General features: G+C 70.5%; 26 protein-coding genes. 11 read left to right on the top strand and 15 right to left on the bottom strand.

Annotation, left to right across the window (positions count from 1 at the left end):
- Nucleotides 1-80: 80 nt before the first annotated feature.
- The 9 genes from H0S66_RS10295 to H0S66_RS10255 form a co-directional block, all read right to left on the bottom strand.
- Entirely contained in the window at nt 81-656 is a 576-nt protein-coding gene (locus H0S66_RS10295; protein ID WP_179615306.1) for a hypothetical protein, read from the bottom strand.
- Entirely contained in the window at nt 653-2,413 is a 1,761-nt protein-coding gene (locus tag H0S66_RS10290; protein ID WP_179615305.1) for an alpha/beta hydrolase, read from the bottom strand. Before H0S66_RS10290 ends, H0S66_RS10295 begins: the two co-directional genes overlap by 4 nt.
- On the bottom strand, nt 2,410-2,718 hold the full coding sequence (locus tag H0S66_RS10285; RefSeq protein WP_179615304.1) for a hypothetical protein: 309 nt from the start codon (nt 2,716-2,718) through the stop codon (nt 2,410-2,412). Before H0S66_RS10285 ends, H0S66_RS10290 begins: the two co-directional genes overlap by 4 nt.
- 13 nt (nt 2,719-2,731) lie before the next feature.
- Nucleotides 2,732-3,250 (bottom strand): hypothetical protein, encoded by a 519-nt coding sequence (locus tag H0S66_RS10280; protein WP_179615303.1) that lies wholly within the window; start codon nt 3,248-3,250, stop codon nt 2,732-2,734.
- 103 nt (nt 3,251-3,353) lie between these two features.
- Nucleotides 3,354-4,187 carry a hypothetical protein gene (locus H0S66_RS10275; RefSeq protein ID WP_179615302.1) on the bottom strand — a complete coding sequence of 278 codons (834 nt, stop codon included), beginning with the start codon at nt 4,185-4,187 and terminating at the stop codon, nt 3,354-3,356.
- Nucleotides 4,177-5,196 carry a type IV toxin-antitoxin system AbiEi family antitoxin gene (locus H0S66_RS10270; RefSeq protein WP_180923564.1) on the bottom strand — a complete coding sequence of 340 codons (1,020 nt, stop codon included), beginning with the start codon at nt 5,194-5,196 and terminating at the stop codon, nt 4,177-4,179. The genes H0S66_RS10275 and H0S66_RS10270 overlap by 11 nt, the downstream gene beginning before the upstream one ends.
- Nucleotides 5,197-5,412: 216 nt before the next feature.
- Nucleotides 5,413-5,709, bottom strand: coding sequence for a DUF1416 domain-containing protein (locus H0S66_RS10265; RefSeq protein WP_179615300.1), 297 nt, complete (start codon nt 5,707-5,709; stop codon nt 5,413-5,415).
- Nucleotides 5,709-6,569, bottom strand: a complete 861-nt coding sequence (locus tag H0S66_RS10260) for a sulfurtransferase (RefSeq protein WP_179615299.1) — start codon at nt 6,567-6,569, stop codon at nt 5,709-5,711. The genes H0S66_RS10265 and H0S66_RS10260 overlap by 1 nt, the downstream gene beginning before the upstream one ends.
- A gap of 78 nt (nt 6,570-6,647) precedes the next feature.
- On the bottom strand, nt 6,648-7,142 hold the full coding sequence (locus H0S66_RS10255; protein WP_179615298.1) for a DUF4395 domain-containing protein: 495 nt from the start codon (nt 7,140-7,142) through the stop codon (nt 6,648-6,650).
- 397 nt (nt 7,143-7,539) lie between these two features.
- Between H0S66_RS10255 and H0S66_RS10250 the strand changes: the two genes are divergently transcribed.
- On the top strand, nt 7,540-7,689 hold the full coding sequence (locus tag H0S66_RS10250) for a hypothetical protein (protein ID WP_180923562.1): 150 nt from the start codon (nt 7,540-7,542) through the stop codon (nt 7,687-7,689).
- A gap of 4 nt (nt 7,690-7,693) precedes the next feature.
- Here the strand turns inward: H0S66_RS10250 and H0S66_RS10245 are convergent, their stop codons facing one another.
- Nucleotides 7,694-7,975 carry a hypothetical protein gene (locus H0S66_RS10245; RefSeq protein ID WP_179615296.1) on the bottom strand — a complete coding sequence of 94 codons (282 nt, stop codon included), beginning with the start codon at nt 7,973-7,975 and terminating at the stop codon, nt 7,694-7,696.
- 102 nt (nt 7,976-8,077) lie between these two features.
- Here H0S66_RS10245 and H0S66_RS10240 point away from each other — a divergent pair, with 102 nt between their 5' ends.
- From H0S66_RS10240 to H0S66_RS10230, 3 genes are all read left to right on the top strand, one after another.
- On the top strand, nt 8,078-9,130 hold the full coding sequence (locus H0S66_RS10240) for a GDP-mannose 4,6-dehydratase (RefSeq protein WP_179615295.1): 1,053 nt from the start codon (nt 8,078-8,080) through the stop codon (nt 9,128-9,130).
- Between the two features lie 117 nt (nt 9,131-9,247).
- The gene (locus tag H0S66_RS10235; protein ID WP_179615294.1) at nt 9,248-9,799 is read left to right on the top strand and encodes a DUF6318 family protein; all 552 of its coding nucleotides are present in this window, start codon (nt 9,248-9,250) and stop codon (nt 9,797-9,799) included.
- Nucleotides 9,796-10,641 (top strand): hypothetical protein, encoded by an 846-nt coding sequence (locus H0S66_RS10230; protein WP_179615293.1) that lies wholly within the window; start codon nt 9,796-9,798, stop codon nt 10,639-10,641. Before H0S66_RS10235 ends, H0S66_RS10230 begins: the two co-directional genes overlap by 4 nt.
- Nucleotides 10,642-10,665: 24 nt before the next feature.
- On the opposite strand, the gene H0S66_RS10225 is transcribed toward H0S66_RS10230, so the two are convergent.
- On the bottom strand, nt 10,666-12,264 hold the full coding sequence (locus H0S66_RS10225; RefSeq protein ID WP_179615292.1) for a sulfatase family protein: 1,599 nt from the start codon (nt 12,262-12,264) through the stop codon (nt 10,666-10,668).
- A 236-nt stretch (nt 12,265-12,500) separates the two neighbouring features.
- Between H0S66_RS10225 and H0S66_RS10220 the strand changes: the two genes are divergently transcribed.
- Complete coding sequence (locus tag H0S66_RS10220; protein WP_179615291.1) at nt 12,501-13,016, top strand: DUF6318 family protein; 516 nt, start codon at nt 12,501-12,503, stop codon at nt 13,014-13,016.
- 389 nt (nt 13,017-13,405) lie between these two features.
- A complete protein-coding gene (locus tag H0S66_RS10215; protein WP_179615290.1) occupies nt 13,406-13,864 on the top strand; it encodes a hypothetical protein in 459 nt (152 codons plus the stop codon).
- Between the two features lie 166 nt (nt 13,865-14,030).
- On the opposite strand, the gene H0S66_RS10210 is transcribed toward H0S66_RS10215, so the two are convergent.
- Complete coding sequence (locus H0S66_RS10210) at nt 14,031-14,411, bottom strand: TlpA family protein disulfide reductase (RefSeq protein WP_258016854.1); 381 nt, start codon at nt 14,409-14,411, stop codon at nt 14,031-14,033.
- Between the two features lie 294 nt (nt 14,412-14,705).
- Between H0S66_RS10210 and H0S66_RS10205 the strand changes: the two genes are divergently transcribed.
- Complete coding sequence (locus tag H0S66_RS10205) at nt 14,706-14,906, top strand: hypothetical protein (protein WP_179615288.1); 201 nt, start codon at nt 14,706-14,708, stop codon at nt 14,904-14,906.
- A 118-nt stretch (nt 14,907-15,024) separates the two neighbouring features.
- Entirely contained in the window at nt 15,025-15,189 is a 165-nt protein-coding gene (locus H0S66_RS10200; RefSeq protein ID WP_179615287.1) for a hypothetical protein, read from the top strand.
- A gap of 87 nt (nt 15,190-15,276) precedes the next feature.
- Here H0S66_RS10200 and H0S66_RS10195 read toward each other — a convergent pair whose 3' ends face one another.
- Together H0S66_RS10195 and H0S66_RS10190 are read right to left on the bottom strand one after the other, a co-directional pair.
- Nucleotides 15,277-15,552 carry an HU family DNA-binding protein gene (locus H0S66_RS10195; RefSeq protein ID WP_068114604.1) on the bottom strand — a complete coding sequence of 92 codons (276 nt, stop codon included), beginning with the start codon at nt 15,550-15,552 and terminating at the stop codon, nt 15,277-15,279.
- Between the two features lie 114 nt (nt 15,553-15,666).
- Complete coding sequence (locus H0S66_RS10190) at nt 15,667-15,921, bottom strand: MerR family transcriptional regulator (RefSeq protein WP_258016853.1); 255 nt, start codon at nt 15,919-15,921, stop codon at nt 15,667-15,669.
- 191 nt (nt 15,922-16,112) lie between these two features.
- Here H0S66_RS10190 and H0S66_RS10185 point away from each other — a divergent pair, with 191 nt between their 5' ends.
- From H0S66_RS10185 to H0S66_RS10175, 3 genes are all read left to right on the top strand, one after another.
- Nucleotides 16,113-16,544 carry an Hsp20/alpha crystallin family protein gene (locus tag H0S66_RS10185; RefSeq protein WP_179615286.1) on the top strand — a complete coding sequence of 144 codons (432 nt, stop codon included), beginning with the start codon at nt 16,113-16,115 and terminating at the stop codon, nt 16,542-16,544.
- A 145-nt stretch (nt 16,545-16,689) separates the two neighbouring features.
- Entirely contained in the window at nt 16,690-17,409 is a 720-nt protein-coding gene (locus tag H0S66_RS10180) for a mechanosensitive ion channel family protein (RefSeq protein WP_179615285.1), read from the top strand.
- A 75-nt stretch (nt 17,410-17,484) separates the two neighbouring features.
- A complete protein-coding gene (locus H0S66_RS10175) occupies nt 17,485-18,933 on the top strand; it encodes an HNH endonuclease signature motif containing protein (RefSeq protein WP_179615284.1) in 1,449 nt (482 codons plus the stop codon).
- 7 nt (nt 18,934-18,940) lie between these two features.
- On the opposite strand, the gene H0S66_RS10170 is transcribed toward H0S66_RS10175, so the two are convergent.
- Nucleotides 18,941-19,216, bottom strand: coding sequence for a MoaD/ThiS family protein (locus H0S66_RS10170; RefSeq protein ID WP_179615283.1), 276 nt, complete (start codon nt 19,214-19,216; stop codon nt 18,941-18,943).
- Nucleotides 19,217-19,291 lie beyond the last annotated feature (75 nt).

Below are 19,291 nucleotides of genomic sequence, written 5' to 3'. Positions count from 1 at the left end.
GGCCTCCTCCTCGCTGGCACCGCAAGCGGGAAGCAGCGCAACCAGGAGCGCGAGGGCCACGGCCCGCCCCGCCCGGCGCATCACTGCTGCGCCCCCGGCCCCACGAGCGGCACCTCCTCGAGGTCCTCGGGGACGCGGGTGGTGGTGTCGGGGATGCGGATGCAGGCGTCGAGGCCGGTGAGGGCGAAGACGAGGGCGTCGGACCCCTCGAGCGGGTCGCGACGCAGGGTGAGCCGCCAGTCGTCGCGCAGCAGGTTGGCCCACGCCTCGGGCTGCTGCTGGCCGGTGCGGGCCACCTCGCCCTCGTCGTCGACCTCCCAGCCGTCGTCGACCAGCGCGTTGCGCGCCGCCGTGAACTGGCCGTCGTACGCCGCGCCCCCGGGGCCCTCGGCGAGCGCGCCGCCGAGCGCGAAGGTGAAGCCGGGGCGGGGCGTCGACTGGCAGTAGTCGCCCTTGCCACCGGCCCGGGCCACCTCGAGCCCGGCGGCCTCCAAGATGTCGACGACCTCTCCCCCGGTGCTGATCACGTCATCGGCCAGCGACTCGAGCTCCGCGACCGCCGTCTGCTCGGACGGCTCGTCCGCCGCGGGCCCCTCGCCGCACCCGGCGGCCGTCACCAGGGCCAGGCCGAACGCGACCATCGCGAGCCGCCTCACGGCTCGGCCCTCGTCTCGGATCGCCCGGGCACCCAGGTGGACGGCTCGCGCTCGCCCTCGGGGTCGTCGGCCCAGCGCCACCACGGGTCGTAGGTCTGGTCACCCGCGTTGACCGCGTCGTGCTGGCCGTCGACGATGCGCCCGAGGTTGTAGAGCGACTCGGAGTCGTGGTCGTAGTAGCGGCTGTGGTCGGCGAAGCTGCGGTGGTCACTGCGCAGCACCGACTCGGCCTCGAAGCGGTTCGCGTCGAAGTCCTCCGACGACGGGTCGACGCCCAGCCCGCCGGGGTTGTGCCACCAGCCCTCGTCGCCGAAGAACCCCACCGCATCGCGGCTGTTGCGCCCCACCCACACGTTGCCCTCGCCGGGGCTGAGGTCGTCGGCGGTGTCGGCCGGGCCGGCGCCGGGGCTGCCGATCAGGGCGACGTCGTCGACGGCTAGGGCGTGGTCGGTGGCGGCGTACGACGTGGTGGTCGAGCCGTAGCTGTGGCCGATCACGGTCAGGTGCGCGGCTTCACCCGGGCGGGAGGCGCGCAGGCCGTCGATGGCGTCGGCGAGCCGCTCGCCGCCGTCCTCGGCGCGCCCGCGCGTGATGGTGTCGAGGTCGATGGCGCCCTCGGGGGTGTCGTAGCCCAGCCAGAACATGGTGGCCACGCTCGAGCCGTCGCCGTTGAAGCGGGTCGCCTCGTAGAGGTTGATCGCGTCGCTGACACCCACGGCCACGTCGGTGGTCTCGGTGGTGATGCCCGGGATCGACACCGCGACGTCGGCGGCGGTGTCGAGGTCGCCGATCGCCACCGCGACCCGCCCGTCGCCGTCGAAGGCACCCGGGTCGTAGAGCCACAGCCGCCCACCCGGGCGTTCACCGGTGGTCGGGTCCTCGAACCCGTCGGCGTCGGTCAGCGCCTCCTGGGTGGCCTCGGCGTTGGCCAGGCGCTGCGCCTCCTCGGGGCTCAGGGTGTCGTCGTCGCGCTGGGCGGCCAGCGTGGCCAGGTCGTCGTCGAGCAGCAGGCGGTTGGCCTCGTCGCGCACCGACGCCGGCAGGCCGTCGGCCTGGCCGAGCAGGCTGGGGTACGCCGCCAGCGCGGCCTGCTGCTGCGCCTCGCTCAACCCGGCCCACCAGCGCTGCACCTCGCTGGGGCTCGCGCCGCTGCCGGGCGCCCCGGGCCGGTTCATCGCCTCGACGGCGGTGTCGCTGGCGCCACCGGTCGCCGAGAGCGCGTCGCGCAGGCTGGTGCCCGCTTCGAACGCCTGGCGCAGCCGCTGCTCGTTCTCCCGCACCGCGCGCTGCAGGTCGGCGTGGTCCTCGACGAGGCGCCGGTAGGCCAGGCGCAGGTCGGCGGCGCGGGCGCGCAGCACCTCGACGTCCTGCGGGGTCGCGTCGGTGATCGCGTTGATGTCGGCGACCAGGCCGCTGCGGTCGGCGTCGAGCTCGCCCTTGCGGCTCACCAGGTCGTCGGCGACGCCCTGGTGGGCGCGCAGGTCGTCGGCGTACGCCGTCACCGCCCGTGCCACCCGGCGCAGCGTGGTGGCCATCGCGTCGTGCTCGTCGCCGGCGCGGGAGGCGGCCCCGCGGTAGGCGTCGTAGGCCTCGCCCCACCAGCCCTGCAGCGACTGGAGGTGGCCGGCCTCGGTGGCGACCTCGTCGTAGCGACCGACCGCGGTGAAGAGCCGCTCGGCGAGCTGGTCGGCGCCGGCCGGGCTGCCCTCGGGCTCGCGGATCTCCGGCTCGGAGGCCGGGACGGTGATCGTGGTCATCGGGCCGGCCCGAGGCGGCTGTCGAGGGCGTCCATCTCGCCCCGGGTGTGGCTGTCGGTGGCGGCGGTGCGGGCCGCGACCTCCTCCAGCGCGGTCGAGAAGCCCTCGACGATCGCGGCGCTCTCCCCCGCGTAGCCCTCCCAGGCGCTCAGGAACGCCCGCGCCGCGCCCTGCACCTCCGGCGCGAGGCCGGCGGTGGGGGCGCTGCCGAAGTCCCTGGCGGTCTCCTCCAGCAGCTCGCCCAGGCTCGACCAGCGCTCGCTGCCGGCGCGCAGCGCGTTGTACTCCAGCCCCATCTGGCTCACTGGCCCACCCCGCTCACGGAGCCACCGGCCACGCGCCGGAGCGGTGCCGCAGCACCAGCCGCCCGGCCTCCGGCACCACGAGCAGCAGCACCTCGGCGCGGCTCAGCCCGTCGGGCTTCCCGGCCTGCACGCGGGGCAGCCCGTCGGGGGGCGCGAGCACGTCGTACCCGGCCTGCTCCAGGACGTCATCCAGGCGGCGTACGACGGCCTGCGCGGTGGCGGGGTCGACCGGGTCACCGGTCTCGTGGGTCCAGGTGGTCTGCACGCGGTCCTGGACCCAGCGCTGCTCGCGCTCGGTCGGGTCGGTGTCGCCGACCGCCGCCCGCCACAGGGCGCTGACCAGGTCGCCGGCGAGCTCCTCGAGCTCGGCCGGGTCGACCGGCTCGGTCGCTTCGGGTGCGGGCTCCTCGGACGTCGGCTGCTCGGGGGACTCCGGCGGGAGCAGGACGATGTCGACGTCGGGGTGCCGGCGGCGTACCGGCGCCCAGAACGGGTCGGTGGCAGCGGGGTCCGTCGGGGTCTCGTCGGGCACGACCCCTCTTTACCCGCTCCCCCACCGCCGCACACCCCGCCGAGCAGTCACTTCTGCACCATCGACCAGTCACTTCCGCACCCGGCCAGTCGGTACGCCGCGATCAGCGGTCGTCGTGGAGCCCACGGTCGAGTGCGGTGACCAGGGCAGCGATGTGATCACGATCTCCCGTCAGCTGCCTGCTGTGCCACACGACTTCTCGTGCCGCCTCACGGCTCACCTCCCACTGCCCGAGCAGCAGCGGCAAGGCGGCAGACGAGAGAATGCGTCGCATCGTCCGGCCGCAGAGGGCCGCAGCCGCCACATCCGGCCGCCAATCGGCCTCCTCGAGAAGACTGTGCTCCGAGGTGTAGACGTGTTCGCGCACAGAGTCGGAATCGACATACCAGCTCAGCACCAGTGCCAGGTCCTGCGCGTCCTTGGTCACTGCCGGCCGACGATCGTGGAACGCCGCGATCTTGAGGACGCAAAGCCCCTCCGGCGTCGGCACCCTCAGCGAGCCCGCACCTGACTCGAGGGGCAGAGAGACTCCTGCGGCGAAGACATCCTCGAAGCCGAGCACGCTGAACGGCTCGCCCGGACGACTCGGCGGTTCGACGGTGCCGCTCGGCTGCTCGACTCCCTCACCGAACGGCATCAGGTCGACCTGCTGACCGGCCACTGTGAACGCGATCCCCGAGCGGGTCTTCGAGACGCGTGGCAGGCCCCGGGCCACTGCAGCCCACTCCGACATGGTGTCGACCGCCATGCCGAGGTCCAGGTCGTGAGTCGCCGCCAGGCCCTCTCCGCGTCCCAGCGCCTGGGCCCACAGGTTGCGGCAGTGCGCCCCCACCACCATCAACCGCGTGATCTCGGCGTCCCGCTCGACCAGCTCCCCGATGACAGGGGCGACGACCGACAGATCCATTTTTGCCAGGTCGGCACCCTCAGCCAGCACGAACGCCCCGGAAGGTGGCGGCCGACTCGCGGACTCGGGCGTCAGGCGAGGTCGCGAGCTCCGCGTAGGTCAACGGCCATGGAATGACAGTCGCGTCCACGCCTGGAGGGACCGACCAGAAGCGGTGCAGCACCTCGGTGTTCGCTCCCTCCTGTGTCGGGACCATGCGCTGGCCAGCCAGCAGGGAGGTGTCGAGACGGTGGGCGTAAACGGTCACGGACGCCGCACTGATGAGGTCCTGGACCGCCATCTCGCCCCCGACGAGCACCCCCTGAGGAGTCGGGTCCCATCTGCTCAGCTCGCTGCGGAACGAGCCGAGGTGCAGCCGCTTGCGCAGGCCGGACCGGTAGGCCGCGGTCCAGGCGTCCAGGAGTCGTGAGGCGTCGGCGACCGCCAGGTCCTTCGAGCCCCACCTAGCAAGATATCCGTCCTCGTCGAGGAGCCTCAGCACGTCGTGGACCAAGCCGATCGACACACCGGCGTGCTCGGCGATCCGGCGCACGGGCTCCGCCACGATCTGCGGCCAGGCGAGCAGCGCCGCCACCACCTGTGCCCGCGCAGCACTGAACAAGTTCGTGGCCCGCGGCTCAGCGAGGACGAGCAGCTCCGTCGAGGCCGGCGGCTTCAGGCGCATCGGGGGCCGTCCGGAGCCGCTGAGTGCCACCACCACCGAGCCGAAGCGCAGGCTGGCTGCGCCGGTGAGGTCGAGATAGTCGATGCCGCTTCGGCGCAGCAGCTCTCCTGCCCGGGGGGAGATCTTGTCGGAGACCACCAGTCTGTGGCTCCCGCTCCACCCCGTCTGAGCCGCTGCGGCGCGGACCGCCAGCGACGTCGCGACGACCGCGGCGTACTGCTGGTGCTGGTCGGCCACCTGGACCAACGCGTGACCTCGGCCCCGCTCGCGCAGCTCCTCGTCAGGCTCCAGGTGGACGTCCCACTCGGTCAGGGCCGCTCGCAGAGCGGTCCAGAACTCATCCCCTGACCAGCCGAAGGCGTTCAATTCGTCCACGCGTTCAAGATAACTGAACGAGCAGCAAGATTGAACACGCCCGTTTCGACCGGGAGCGGCCACCGCGAGATGCGGGCCGGGTCGGCGGGATGTTCAGGCCGGGTGGGCGCGAGATTTGGGCCGGGTCAGCGCGAAGTTTGCGCCGGGTCGGCGGAGACGCAGCGAGCCCCCGTGCCGCTGCACGGGGGCTCGCTGCTGCTCAGGGTGCCAGGTGGCTCAGACGCTGATCGAGACCTCGGCGACCTGGCCGACCTGGGCGACGACCTTGCGGTCGACGGGGTCGGCCTTGGGGGCCAGGGTGCGCAGGGTCCACTCGCCGTTGCCGGCGAAGAACCGGAAGTGCCCGGTGGCGGAGGTGGGGACCTCGGCGGTGAACTCGCCGGTGCGGTCGAGCAGGCGCACGTAGGCGCTGGCCACGGGCTCACCGTCGCGCAGCACCTGGCCCTGCACCACGGCCTCCTTGGCCACGTCGACGCCGTCGAGCGAGAGCCCGCCCTGGGTCGCGCCGCACATCAGGCGTCACCCTCGGCCGAGCCGGGCTCGTCGCCGAGCGCGATCGGGACGCCGACCAGGGAGCCGTACTCGGTCCAGGAGCCGTCGTAGTTCTTCACGTTCTGGTGGCCGAGGAGCTCCTTGAGCACGAACCAGGTCAGCGACGAGCGCTCACCGATGCGGCACAGGGCGATGGTGTCCTTGGAGTCGTCGATGCCGACCTCGGCGTAGAGCGCCTTGAGGTCCTCGTCGGACTTGAAGGTGCCGTCGTCGTTGCAGTTCTTGCTCCACGGCACGTTGAGGCTGGTCGGCACGTGGCCGGCGCGCTGGGCCTGCTCCTGCGGCAGGTGGGCCGGGGCGAGCAGCCGGCCGGCGTACTCGTCGGGGCTGCGCACGTCGATGAGGTTCTGGGTGCCGATCGCGGCGACGGTGTCGTCGCGGAAGGCGCGGATCGAGCGGTCCTGCTCGGTCGCGGTATACGTCGTCTTCTCGCGGGTGGGCACCTCGTCGGTCAGCGGGCGCGAGTCGAGCTCCCACTTCTTGCGGCCACCGTCCATGAGCTTGACGTCGGCGTGGCCGTAGAGCGTGAAGTACCAGTAGGCGTAGGCGGCGAACCAGTTGTTGTTGCCGCCGTAGAGCACCACGGTGTCGTCGTTGGAGATGCCGCGCTCGCTGAGCAGCTCCTCGAACTGGCGCTTGTTGACGAAGTCGCGGCGCACCTGGTCCTGCAGGTCGGTGGTCCAGTCGAGCTTGATGGCGCCGGCGATGTGGCCCTTGTCGTAGGCCGTGGTGTCCTCGTCGACCTCGATGAGGACGACGTTGTCGTCGTGGGCGTGCTCCTCCACCCACTGGGTGGTGACGAGGCTGTTCTCGCGGGTCATGTCGGGCCTTTCGTTGGCAGGCGCAGTCGTACGCCGCCGGGGTCGGGTCGTGCGGGGAAGGACGAGGCGGTGCGGAGGTCAGGCGGTAGCGCGCTTGATGAGCAGGTACATCTCGCAGCCCAGGCAGAAGCGGAAGACGGCGTTGAGGGTGGCGGCGACCAGCGCGAAGCCGATCGCGACCTGGGCCAGGACGGTGAGCCCGGCGACGTACCCGGCGATCGCGACGAGGGTGAAGACCAGCCCGACGCTCTGCGCGAAGCGCGGCGGGGCCGGGTCCTCGAGCTCGTCGGGGGCGCCGAGCCGCGGCCGGATGAACCGCTTGAAGGCCCACGAGTGCGGGGTGTGCTGCACGCCGCGGGCGGCGCCGAGCGCGAAGAGCGAGGCCTGGACGATCGTCAGCACCAGGGCCGCGACCGGCGGGAGGCCGAGGATCGCGATGAGCACCAGCGCGGTGACGCCGGCGGCGAACTGCGGGCCACGCGGGTCGATGCCTGCGGGGGCGCCGGTGCCCGTCGTGGGGCGGGTGGCGGTGGTGACGGGCGCCTGCGGGCGCTCGGTGGTCGTGCTGGACATGTCTCTCCTGGGATGGCGTCGCCGGTCTGGCTGGTACGGCGGCCCAGAGGGGCCGCGGCCACGGCGCTGCGCGTGCTCAGAGGAGCAGGAGGAAAGGCAGCGCCGTCACGTCATCCGACACAGGCTCGAGCGCATGCGGCAGTGGTCGACTGCTCGCCGCTTCGTGAGCCAAGTGGTGGTCATGTAGGAGACAATAGGAGCCAGCGGCGATCTATTCCCCCCTCGCATCTCACTGAATGGACACTCGTTCCACATGCCAAGACAGTTACTGCGGCGTAACAAGCGCCGACCCCTCTCGTTAGCCCAGACATGACCGAGTCGGCCGGGCGGCGCATCCTCACGCTCCACCCCGGCAACGACCTGCGACTGCAGGACGAGCTGCTCTCCTGTCGAGCAGGTGCTCTCCGACGCCGGGGCGACCCGGATCTGGATCCAGGCCTCGCCCGAGGACGACCTGCGCGTGTACGCCGAGATGCCCGGGCGCGAGGACGCCGAGGTCATCGACCTCGCCGAACGCGCCTCGCACGAGGGACTGGCTGAGGCGTAACCACTCAGCCCTCGCGGCGCTGGTGCCCGAAGTGGCCCAGTTGGCCCAGGTGCCCGAGGTGTCCGAGGTGGGTCAGGGCACTGAAGTGCGCCAGCAGCCGGGGTTGGTGCAGCTCCCCGGAGCAGCCGCACTCGTCGTCGCCGTAGTAGGACCACGGGTCGTCGACCAGCACGTGGCAGCAGTGCTGCGACCAGACCAGCGGCTCGAGCGCCCGTTGCACCGGGCCCAGCCGCGGGTGGCCGCACTGGGGACAGGTCTGCGCGGGTGCTCGGTGCAGCAGGCTCATCTGCCCAGGAGACACCCGCAGGGCGGCGGTCGGCCGAGGTGGCGGCGTACGTCACCAGGATCGGGGACGCCGTCCCGGGCCCGCCGCTAGGGTCGTCGCACCATGAGCACCCCTCCCGCCGGTCGTCCGCGCACCGCTCTCGTCACCGGCGTCGCAGGCCAGGACGGCGTCTACCTCGCGCGGCACCTGCGCTCGCTCGGCTACCACGTGGTCGGCACCCTGCGCCCCGGCAGCCGCTGGGCGCCACTGACGCTGGGGCGGGCCTACGCCTACCTCGACGGCGTGCAGCTGGTCGACCTCGACCAGCGCGACCACGAGGGCTGGGCGGCGGTGCTCGAGGGCCTGCGGCCCGACGAGGTCTACAACCTGGCCGGCTTCTCCTCGGTGGGTGCGTCGTGGGGGCACGCCGAAGTGGTCGCCGAGACCAACGGGCTGGCGGTGCTGCGGATGCTCGAGGAGCTGGTGGCCTTCCGCAACCGGCACGGCTGGGCGCCGCGATTCTTCCAGCCGTCGAGCTCGGAGATGTTCGGCACCTCCGACCAGCAGCCCCAGACCGAGGGCACCCCCCACCACCCGCGGTCGCCGTACGCGACCTCGAAGTCGTTCGCGCACCACCTCGTGGTCAACTACCGCGAGTCCTACGGCCTCTTCACCGCCACCGGCACGCTGTACAACCACGAGAGCCCGCTGCGCGGGGAGCAGTTCGTGACGCGCAAGATCACCCGCTCGGTCGCCGAGATCGCGCTGGGGCGTCGCGACGAGGTGGTCCTGGGCAACCTCGACGTACGCCGCGACTGGGGCTTCGCGGGCGACTACGCCGTCGCGATGCACCGGATGCTCCAGCTCGACGACCCGCAGGACTTCATCGTCGCCACCGGCACCTCCCGCCCGCTGGCCGAGGTGGTCGAGGTCGCCTTCGCCGCCGCGGGTCTGGGGTCGGGGCAGGGGCACCTGCGCCAGGACCCGGCGCTGATGCGGCCCGCCGACGTCGCCGACCTCGTCGGCGACCCCACCAAGGCGCGCGAGCAGCTCGGCTGGACCCCCAGCGTCACCTTCGAGCAGGTCATCGAGCACATGGTGCGCGTCGACATCACCCGCCTCGAGAGCGGCGTCGAGGACGCGGTCTCCTACCTGGAGCCGAGCGTCACGCTCTGAGCCGTACGGCGTCGTCCACAGGCGCCAAGTGAGACCTGGCGTCGAAGTGGGTAGGTCTTTACCGTGACACCGCGCCCTCCCCCGTCCCGGAGGGCGCTCTCTCGGGAAAGCAGACACATGAGACGACACCTCGCGTACGCCGCCGCCGGAGCGGTGGTCCTCGCCCTCACCAGCTGCGGCGACGACCCCGAACCGCAGGTCGCCGACCCGACCTCGACGCCTAGCTCCTCCTCGTCGCCGAGCGAGAGTGCTGCGGCCGAGAAGGAGCCGTGGGAGGAGAAGACTGACGACGGTGCCGTGGCGTTCGTCGCGCACTGGCTCGAGGTCATGAACGAGGCCGAGAACTCAGGTGACACGGTGGCCTTCCGAGAGCTCGCGACCGATCAGTGCCAAACGTGTGACCGCATCGCCAGCTACACGGACCAGCTGTACGAATCTGGCGGCTACTCGAAGTCCCAAGCCTGGAGCGTGCAATCCGTCAGCGAGCCTCGGAAGGGACCCGAGCGTTCTACGTTGATCGCCGTCAATGTGCTGACGTCCGATCAGAAGCTGAAGGAAAGCTCAACCAGTCCGGTTCGTGTCAACGAGGCCAGTGAAGTGACGCTCACTGCCTACGTTCGTTGGACGGGTAGCGCCTGGGCGATGAGCGAAGTCGAGCTGGTCCAGTGAAAGTTCCAGCTCTCGTAGTCGCGACGCTGCTGTCCACCACTGCCTTCAGCCCCGCGGCGGCCGAACCGGGGAACCCGGAGGTCGACGCCGGGACTCACTCTTTTCTTGCCCAGTTCGAAGCGGCCACGCCGGACATTTCTTCATCACCAGTCGCCCCCACATCAGGAAGCGGAACCTCCAGTCCACTCGTCTACTCCTACGAACCGCTTTGCCAGCGCAACGATGGCGTAGTCCAGCCGACCGCGTACGGCTGCGGCGACGCATTCACCTGCGGAGCTGATGGCTTGCTCCATGAGGTTCTGGCTCATGAAGCACAAGGCATCAGGCACGTCGGGACCACGTGCATCGAGCCTGGCGACCCGATCGCCGCGGCAACGGCCCCCGTCCTGACCCCCGGTCGCATCCTCGAAGCCTTCCGCCGCATCCCGCTACCCGACGCACCCCTGCAGATCCAGCCACCCGGCGGAGAGACCCTGGTCAACTTCGACACCATCCTCCACACCCAAGCCGAACCGTTCCAGGAAACCGTGCAGCTCCTGGGCCGCCAGATCACCTTCGACATCACCCCCGCCACCTTCACCTGGACCCTCGGCAACGGCCAGACCATGACCACCACCGACCCCGGCCAACCCTGGACACCCGGCACCCCCATGGACACCTACGTCTCCCACCGCTACACCCAAGCCGGCCCCGTCACCCTCCAGCTCACCACCACCTGGACCGCACGCTGGCGCCTCGGCACCGGACCCTGGCGCGACGTCAACGGCACCGTCACCATGACCAGCCCCGCCCAAGACCTCCAGGTCCGCACCGCACAACCCCAGCTCGTCTCCTACGACTGAGCATCCACGCGGCCACGGCCTGGATCACCCCCGAGGTGCAGGCATCCGCCCGAAGTCGCGGAAGCAGGCCTTGGTGCCCTTGCAGCCGTTCAGCACGCTGAGCCGCCGTGCCAGCTCGCGCTGCACGTTCCGGTAACGGGCATCGCCGTCGAGGTTGCGCAGCTGGAACGGGTCCGCCTTGCGGTCGAAGAGCTCCCAGAACCCGGGCCCCGAGGCGACCTTCCAGTTGGTGTAGGTGTAGCGCGAGGTGCGCACGCCTCGGTACATCCAGGCTCCGGTGCCGTCCTTCGCCGACCTCGCTCCCGCCTGGATCAGGGCGGTGTCCCCGACCGGCCTCTTCCCGCGGGTCAGGAGCGGCAGCAGGCTGCGTCCGTCCTGGACCCGGCCCGCCTTGGCGCCGGCCGCGTCGATGATCGTCGGCGCCAGGTCCACCGTCGTCGCGGTCACGTCAGGCCGCGACTGCTTCACACCCGGCCCGCGGACCAGCAGCGGCACGCGCAGCGACTCCTCGTACGGGAGGATCTTCCCGGAGTAGCGGTGCTCCCCCAGCTGGTAGCCGTTGTCGGACGTGAAGACGATGTAGGTTTTGTCCAGCTCATCCGTCGCCTGCAGCGCCGCCACGATCTCGGCGACACCGTCGTCGACGCTCTGCAACGACCGGATCCGCTCCAGGAAGAACTTCTGGGTCTTCCCCCGGGGGACGACGTCACTGCCGGCGATCAGGCGGTTGGGCCTGTGCAGCGGCGCGTCGTAGGACTTCTTGGACAGGCTGGGCGCCTTCTCCCGGCTCAGCGCACTCCGGTACTTCTTCTCGGGAGTCGGCCCGACCTTGCAGGTGCTCTCCCCGCACTCGCCGTGCGGGGCGAAGTACGAGGTCCAGATGAAGAACGGCTTGTCGTCGGCGCTCGTCGACTCCCCGGGCGCCCAGTCGTGGATGAGGTCGACGGTCCGCTCCGTGGCGTAGGTCGTCGAGTAGGCCACGCCGTCGTTGTAGCGACGCTTCACGCCCTGGGTGAACATATTGAAGTCGTAGTAGCCGAACGCGGAGGTGCGCGGCACGTCGAACCACTCCCACCCCGTGGGCACCCCATCGCGCTTGGGCTTCCAGTGCGTGATGAACTTCCCGACCATGCCGGTGTGGTAGCCGTACTCGTAGAGCCACTTCGGCAACGTGTCGTGCGGGTTCTTCAGTCGCCGGTAGCCGCCATAGGCGCCGCCGTTGGAGTGCACGCCGTTGTTCTGGGCGAACTGGCCCGACACGATCTCGGCTCGCGCGGGGCAGCACAAGGGGTGCGGGCTGATGGCGTCCGTGAACTCTGCGCCCTGCTTACCCAGCAGCTTGCGAGTCTTCGGCAAGTACTTCATGTCGGACGCCGTCTGGTCATCGGTGGTGATGAGGATGATGTTGGGCGCGTTCGCAGCAGCCTGCTGCCTCACCGGCGGCAGCGGCGGCTCGTAGTCCTCACCGGACTCGACGACGCCGATCCGGTTCTGGACGACGGCGCCATCCTGCCGTTCTTGGTCGTAGGACGAGGCCGGTGACGCCCCGACGAGGAGGGCGAGAACGGGCACGGCGGCAAGTGCCAGCACCGGCAAACGCCGGGCGGTAGAGGTGGGGAGCACGAGGGAGAACCCTGCCGAGCCCCTTTACCTCCAGCCGATTTTTTCCAGGATGTCGCGACGTGTGGTGCGTCACCTCTCGTCGACTGCCGTTCGACCATCCACAGCCTGTGGGTGAGACCTGGCGTCGAAGTGGGTAGGTCTTTACCGTGACATCGCGCCCTCCCCCGTCCCGGAGGGCGCTCTCTCGGGAAAGCAGACACATGAGACGACACCTCGCGTACGCCGCCGCAGGAGCGGTGGTCCTCGCCCTCACCAGCTGCGGCGACGACCCCGAACCGCAGGTCGCCGACCCGACCGCGACTCCCACCTCCTCCCCGTCGCCGAGCGAGAGCGCCGCGGCCGAGAAGGAACCGTGGGAGGAGAAGACTGACGACGGCGCCGTGGCGTTCGTCGAGCACTGGCTGAGCACCTTCAACGAGATGCAGTCCACCGGCGAGACGGTCGCCTTCCGCGAACTTGCAACTACTGAGTGCGAGACCTGTGCCAACTTCGTGTCGTTGGCGGATGAAACGTACTCCGGTGGCGGACGCATTCAGTCCGACGGATGGCGCCTGAAATCCGCGTCGCCGACCTCCCTTGACGTGCCAGATGGACATCAGCTGGCCCTCAGCGTGCGCCAAATGCCGCAGAAGGTTTTCGAGACGGCCACCGCCGAGCCCGAGTCGTTCCCAGGCGGGACGGTCACGTTTCTTGCGACGGTCGTGTGGACGAACGATGGCTGGCGCATGGACTCTTGGGAGTTCCCCGGATGAAGGTCCTGCTCCTCGCGTCTGCCCTCATCTGCGGAGCGCTGACCTTGATGAGCAGCGCTTCAGCGGCAGGCTCCTGCGCCGGGTCCGCCTCAGCCGGCCTGAACAGCTGGAACAGTGCCGTGACCTGCAGCGAACCCGCGGGCGGAACTGCTGACACGGCGCCCACCGTGACAGGCTCGAACGCATCGACTACGACCTACGTCTACGACGCCCTATGCCAGGCAAACGATGGCATCGTCCAGGACACCGCCTACGGCTGCGCCGGCCAGTTCCAGTGCGGCGACGATGGCGTTCTTCACGATGTGACAGCCATCGATGCAAGTGGGACTCACACCGGACTTGGGGCGTATTGCGTCGAACCTAACGACCCAGCCGCAGCGACGGCCCCCGTGCTGACCCCCGGTCGCATCCTCGAAGCCTTCCGCCGCATCCCGCTACCCGACGCACCCCTGGAGATCCAGCCACCCGGCGGGGAGACCCTGGTCAACTTCGACACCATCCTCCACACCCAGGCCGAGCCGTTCCAGGAGACCGTGCAGCTCCTGGGCCGCCAGATCACCTTCGACATCACCCCCGCCACCTTCACCTGGACCCTCGGCAACGGCGAGACCATGACCACCACCGACCCCGGCCAACCCTGGACACCCGACACCCCCACGGACGCCTACGTCTCCCACCGCTACACCCAAGCCGGCCCCGTCACCCTCCAGCTCACCACCACCTGGACCGCCCGCTGGCGCCTCGGCACCGGCCCCTGGCGCGACGTCAACGGCACCGTCACCATGACCAGCCCCGCCCACGACCTCCAGGTCCGCACCGCACAACCCCAGCTCGTCTCCTACGACTGAGCTTCCACGGCCTGCCCGACATGCGCGTCAGCGGTGACCTGACAACCGAACGTCAGGCCCGGTCGGTTGTCAGCTCACCGCCCATGCCCGTCCGGCCTCAACGGCGGTGGCTCAGCAACCGACCCGTACGCCAGAACGGTTGCCAGCTCACCGCTCCAGCCAGCGGTCAGTCGCCGACGACCGACGCGAGGGTGGCGAGCACGGTCTCCTTGCGGGGGGCGCCGGCGGCGCGGGTGGCCTCGTGGCCGGTGCTGTCGAGGATGAGGGTGGTGGGGGTGCGCAGGACGTCGAGGCGGCGTACGAGCTCGAGGTGGTGCTCGGCGTCGATCTCGAGGTGGGCGACGCCGGGCACGACCTCGACCACCTCGCCCAGCGTGCGCCGGGTGACCCGGCACGGGGCGCAGAAGGCGGAGGAGAACTGCACGAAGGTGGCTCGCTCCCCCAGCTCGGCGTCCGGCAGGGCCGCCAGGACCTCGTCCCAGGCGGTGCGCACGGGCGACTCGGCCGCCGCAGGAGCATCGGAGCCAGCGCCCACCTCAGCGCCCACCGACGCAGCGGACCCGCCGCCGGCAGCTCCCCTCACCTGGTGCGTCCCGCGGAAACGACCGTCGGTCGCGGCACGGTAGGCGCCGAAGGCAAGGGCGATCGCGACGGCAGCGAGGGCGATCCACAGTCCGGTAGGCACGCGGACCACAACAGCCGATCAGAGCCGCACATTCCAGTCCGCCCCGCCCACGCACCCCCCACAGGTCCAGACGACCTGATTTCTTCACCATCCGAATGTGATTGGCGTCTCGAACAGTGGGCATAAGAAGTGTCAGGAGCCCTGGGAGGGATTCACATGCAGGAGCTTGTCGTCGCCGCGCTCGCCGCCACCGTCTGGTGCCTGGCGCCGCTCCCGCTCGCCGTGGCCATCGGTCGCGCCTTCAGCCATGGCCACACCCCCGCTCATGCCGAGCAGGCCCTCACCACCCTGGCTCACGACAACCTGCGCGACTGCGCCGGCGGCCCGGAGTCTGACAGGACGCACTTCCACCTCTGAGCCCGATAGGGCATCATTGGTCTAGTCCACCGCTGGCGATCCGCCGACCCCCCAGACACGACGGCGCACCGCGCGCACAGTGGACACAGGAGCCGTTCCCCACCCCCCAGGGAGACCCGTGCTGACCACCGCTGCCCTCGTCATCCTCGCTGCCCTCGTGTGGGCGGCCTTCTCGCTGCTCGCCGGCATCCTCGTCGGCCAGCTGCTGCGTCGCGGCGAACGATCCACCCCCGTCGTACGCCGCGCCCCGGTGCGTCCGCGACTGGTGCAACCAGCCGCCTGAGCAGGCTCCCCCCGCCTGCCGGCGCACAGACACGAGGGCCGGGCTCCGCAGCAGCGGAACCCGGCCCTCGTGGCGTCAGTGGCTCGATCAGCCGGCGACAGCCTTCTTGAACGCGGCCGCGGCCTTGAAGCCGGGGACGGTCGTCGCGGCGATCTGCATGGTCTCGCCGGTCTGCGGGTTGCGACCCTCGCGAGCCGAACGCTCACGGGGCTCGAAGGTGCCGAAACCGGCGATGCTCACGCGCTCACCCTTGGCCACGGCCGAGACGATCGCCGACAGCGCGGCGTCGACGGCACGCTCGGCGTCGGCACCGGTCAGGCCGGTCTCCTTGGCCACGGTCTCGCGAAGCTCTCCCTTGTTCATGCAGTTCTCCTTCATCATGTTGCTCGTCTTGGGGTCCGTCGTTCACCGCACCCTAACCAGCAAACCCCGCAAAACCGCGACCTGGCGGCCCCTCCGCCCGGTTTTTCTTGCCGATCAGCGCCTCGCGGCCAGCCTGGCGCGCAGTCGGCGCACCTCCTCCTCGAGCTCCAGCACCCGGGCCACGCCCGCCAGGTTGAGCCCCTCGGCGAGCAGGTCGCGGATGCGGTGGAGCACCTCGATGTCGGCCTGGCTGTAGAGCCGCGTGCCGCCCTCGGTGCGGTCCGGGCTCAGCAGGCCGCGCCGCTCGTAGACGCGCAGGTTCTGCACCTCCATGCGCACCATCTGCGCCGCCACCGAGATCGCGAACACCCCCCGTGCATTCGTCGCCAACGCCACCACCCTCCTTCCGCCGAACTCTCAGAAATTTCTCAGCCCTGGGACTTGAGTCTGACCTACTGGATGGATTACAACAAAACTGTAACCACTGATACAGGTACGGCGGGCTTACGCAGACCGTCTGGACCCAACATCCACATCCACATGAGCTCAAGGAGGACCCCATGTTGCTGCGCACCACCGACCCGTTCCGCGACTTCGACCGCATCACCCAGCAGCTGCTGGGGACGACGAACCGGCCGGCCGCCATGCCGATGGACGCCTGGCGCCAGGGCGAGGAGTTCGTCATCGAGATGGACCTGCCCGGCGTCAGCCGCGAGAGCATCGACCTCGACGTCGAGCGCAACGTCCTGACCGTGCGCGCCGAGCGCGTCGCCCGCAACGGCGACTGGGAGCGACTCGCCTCCGAGCGCCCGACCGGCATGTTCAGCCGCCAGCTGGTCCTCGGCGACAACCTCGACCTCGATCGCATCGAGGCGACGTACGACGACGGCGTGCTGCGGCTGGTCGTGCCCGTGGCCGAGAAGGCGAAGCCGCGCAAGATCGAGATCGGCTCGAGCTCGTCCGACCGCGAGACCACCGCGATCGAGAGCTGACCACCCCGCTCACAGGCGGCCGCCCCGAGGGTCGGGGCGGCCGCCTCGCCATGCCCGGTTCTGGGTACGCCCCACCCCGGACCGGTGGCCACCGGCGCAGGATGGAAGCACTCCCTGACCGGCAGGGTGACCAGAGGAGATCGCCATGGAAATCGAGCAGAGCCTCCAGACCGCCCTCGACGGGTTCTTCGACTTCCTGCCGAACCTCGTCGGCTTCCTGCTGCTGCTGCTGATCGGCTACATCGTGGCCAGGGTGGTCGCCGCCGTGGTGCGCAAGCTCCTCGACGGGATCAAGGTGGACGAGCACCTGCGCCGCACCGCCATCCACGGCCACGTGGAACGGATGGCACCCGGGACCAGCGTCAGCAAGGTCCTGGCCTCGGTCGTCTTCTGGCTGATCTTCATCCTCTTCCTGACCAGCGCGATCGGCGCCCTGAAGATCCCGACGGCCACCACCTTCATGAACCAGGTCCTGGCCTACCTGCCCAACGTCATCGTGGCCATCGTCATCTTCGTCATCGCCGCCCTGCTCGCCGGCGCCGCCGGCAGCGCTGTCAGCAAGGTGATGGGCGAGACCCCGAGCGCCCGGATCGCGGCCACCGTCGTGCCGGCACTGGTGATGGTCATCGCGCTCTTCATGATCCTCGACCAGCTCCAGATCGCGGAGGCCATCGTCACCATCGCCTTCGCCGCCACCATGGGCGCACTGGCGCTCGGCCTGGCCCTCGCCTTCGGCCTGGGCGGCCGCGACGTGGCCCGCCGCCTGCTCGAGGACGCCTACGCCAAGACCTCCTCCGGCCCGGGGACGGGCACCGGCGCCCACACCGGCACCAGCACCGCAGCCACCGACCTTCTCGACGGCTGATCTCCTCTCACCCGCCCTTCCACATGATCGAACAAGTATTCGACAAATGGGCTTCGGCGTGGGAGAATAGTGGGCATGAGGCTGCTCCAGCACCCCACCAGCGACCGGGCCCCCGGCCCGGGTGCCGAGGTGCCTGCGAGTCTCGCTCCGGCGCCTGAGCAAGGCCCTGTCGCGGCGGCGGTCGCGGCCGCTCGTGCGGCGATGACCGCGGCCCGCGACGGCGACCTGAGGAAGCAGCCGGTCGAGGACCTCGCCGTGCTGGTCCAAGCCCTCTCGGGCCTGGAGGCAGAAGCGTCCGCGCTGCTGGGCGAGGTGCTCGGGGAGGCCGAACGACGCCAGGTCGCCGATGCCGAGGCCGCCACCGGTACCGATGCGTGGGCGGCCGCGCTGACCGGCCAGTCGCGTGAGGTCCTCGCCGGTGGTGCGCGGGTCGCGGAGCTGCTCCGCTCGAAGTACCACCACGCCCGTGCGGCGTACGCGACCGGGGCGATCACCACCCGCCAGGTCCGCGTCATCGTCGCCGCCGCCGAGCAGGCACCACTGGAGACCACCCCCGAGCAGCTCGCCGCCGCCGAGGAGGTGCTGGTCAACAAGGCCACCGGCATCGGCAACCGCACCGGGCGCCCGATGAACCCCAAACGGCTCCGGCAGGCCGCTCGGCGGATGCTCGACGTTGTCGACCGCGACCTCGCCGACCAGCACGAGGCGATCATGCTCGGGCGCGAGTCCCGACGCGCGAAGCACGAGACCTACCTGGCGCTGCACGACAACGGCGACGGCACCTACTCCGGCAAGTTCTCCATTCCCGAGCTCCACGGCTCCCTGCTCCGCACCGCCATCGAGACCCTGTCGGCACCCCGGCGCCTCAACAAAGCCACCACCGGGCCCGACGGCGAGCCTGTCTCTGGGTACGACGAGTCCGCCCCCACCGGCCCCGACCACGGCCTGTCCGGCTGGGAAGTACACGGCAACGCCCTGTGCGAGCTCATCGAGCACCTGCCCACCGACGGCTGGAACGGCGCCAACGCCCTCACACTCCTGGTCACCATGACGGCTGAAGACCTCACCCGCGACCTCGCCGCCACCGGTGATCTCGACCCCACCACCTGGCCCGACTGGCGGGGACCCGACGAGACCGGCACCGCCAAGCTCGACGCCGGCACCCGGGTCGCCGCCGGTGACCTCCGACGGCTGGCCTGCGAGGCCGGACTCGTCCCTGCCGTCCTCAACTCCCAGTCCGTGCCCCTCGACCTCGGCAGGACCAAACGGCTGCACACCCACCATCAACGAAAAGCCCTGGCACTCGTCCACGACACCTGCGCCATCGGCACCTGCGAGAGACCCTTCGCCTGGACCGAGATCCACCATCTCCTCCCCTGGTCCCACCACGGCGACACCGACCTCGACAACGGCATCCCCCTCTGCTCCTGGCACCACCACCGAGCCCACGACCCCCGATGGCACCTCACCCAGCACCCACTCCGAGGCTGGGAGCTCAAGGCACGCCGCAGCGCCCGCGGCTGAGCCCTGCTCAGCCGCCGGCGAAGGGCGGCAGGAACTCCACCGTGGCGCCCGGCTCGACCTGCACCGACCCGGGGTCCTGGCTGCCGACCGGCTGCTCGCCGACCAGCGCGGAGCAGACCGCGAGCACCCGCTCGAGGTCGGTGCCGGGGTGCAGCGCGACCGCGCGACGTACGACCTCGGCGAGGCTGACGGCGCCGTCGACCTCGAGCTCGTCGGCACCGGTGCCGGCGGCGTGCTTGGCGCCGGCCCAGTAGTGCACGTGCACCACCTGCGTCTCAACCACGTGACTTCCTCCTGCTGCCGGGTCGGGGCTTCGGTAGTATTCAACCCGGATCACCGACCGGAGCCCAACGATGCG

Origin of the sequence: Nocardioides marinisabuli (genome assembly GCF_013466785.1) — a bacterium.
GTDB lineage: Bacteria > Actinomycetota > Actinomycetes > Propionibacteriales > Nocardioidaceae > Nocardioides > Nocardioides marinisabuli.
The sequence above is the reverse complement of the archived record's forward strand: the minus strand, read 5'-3'. Positions and strand labels throughout refer to the sequence as shown.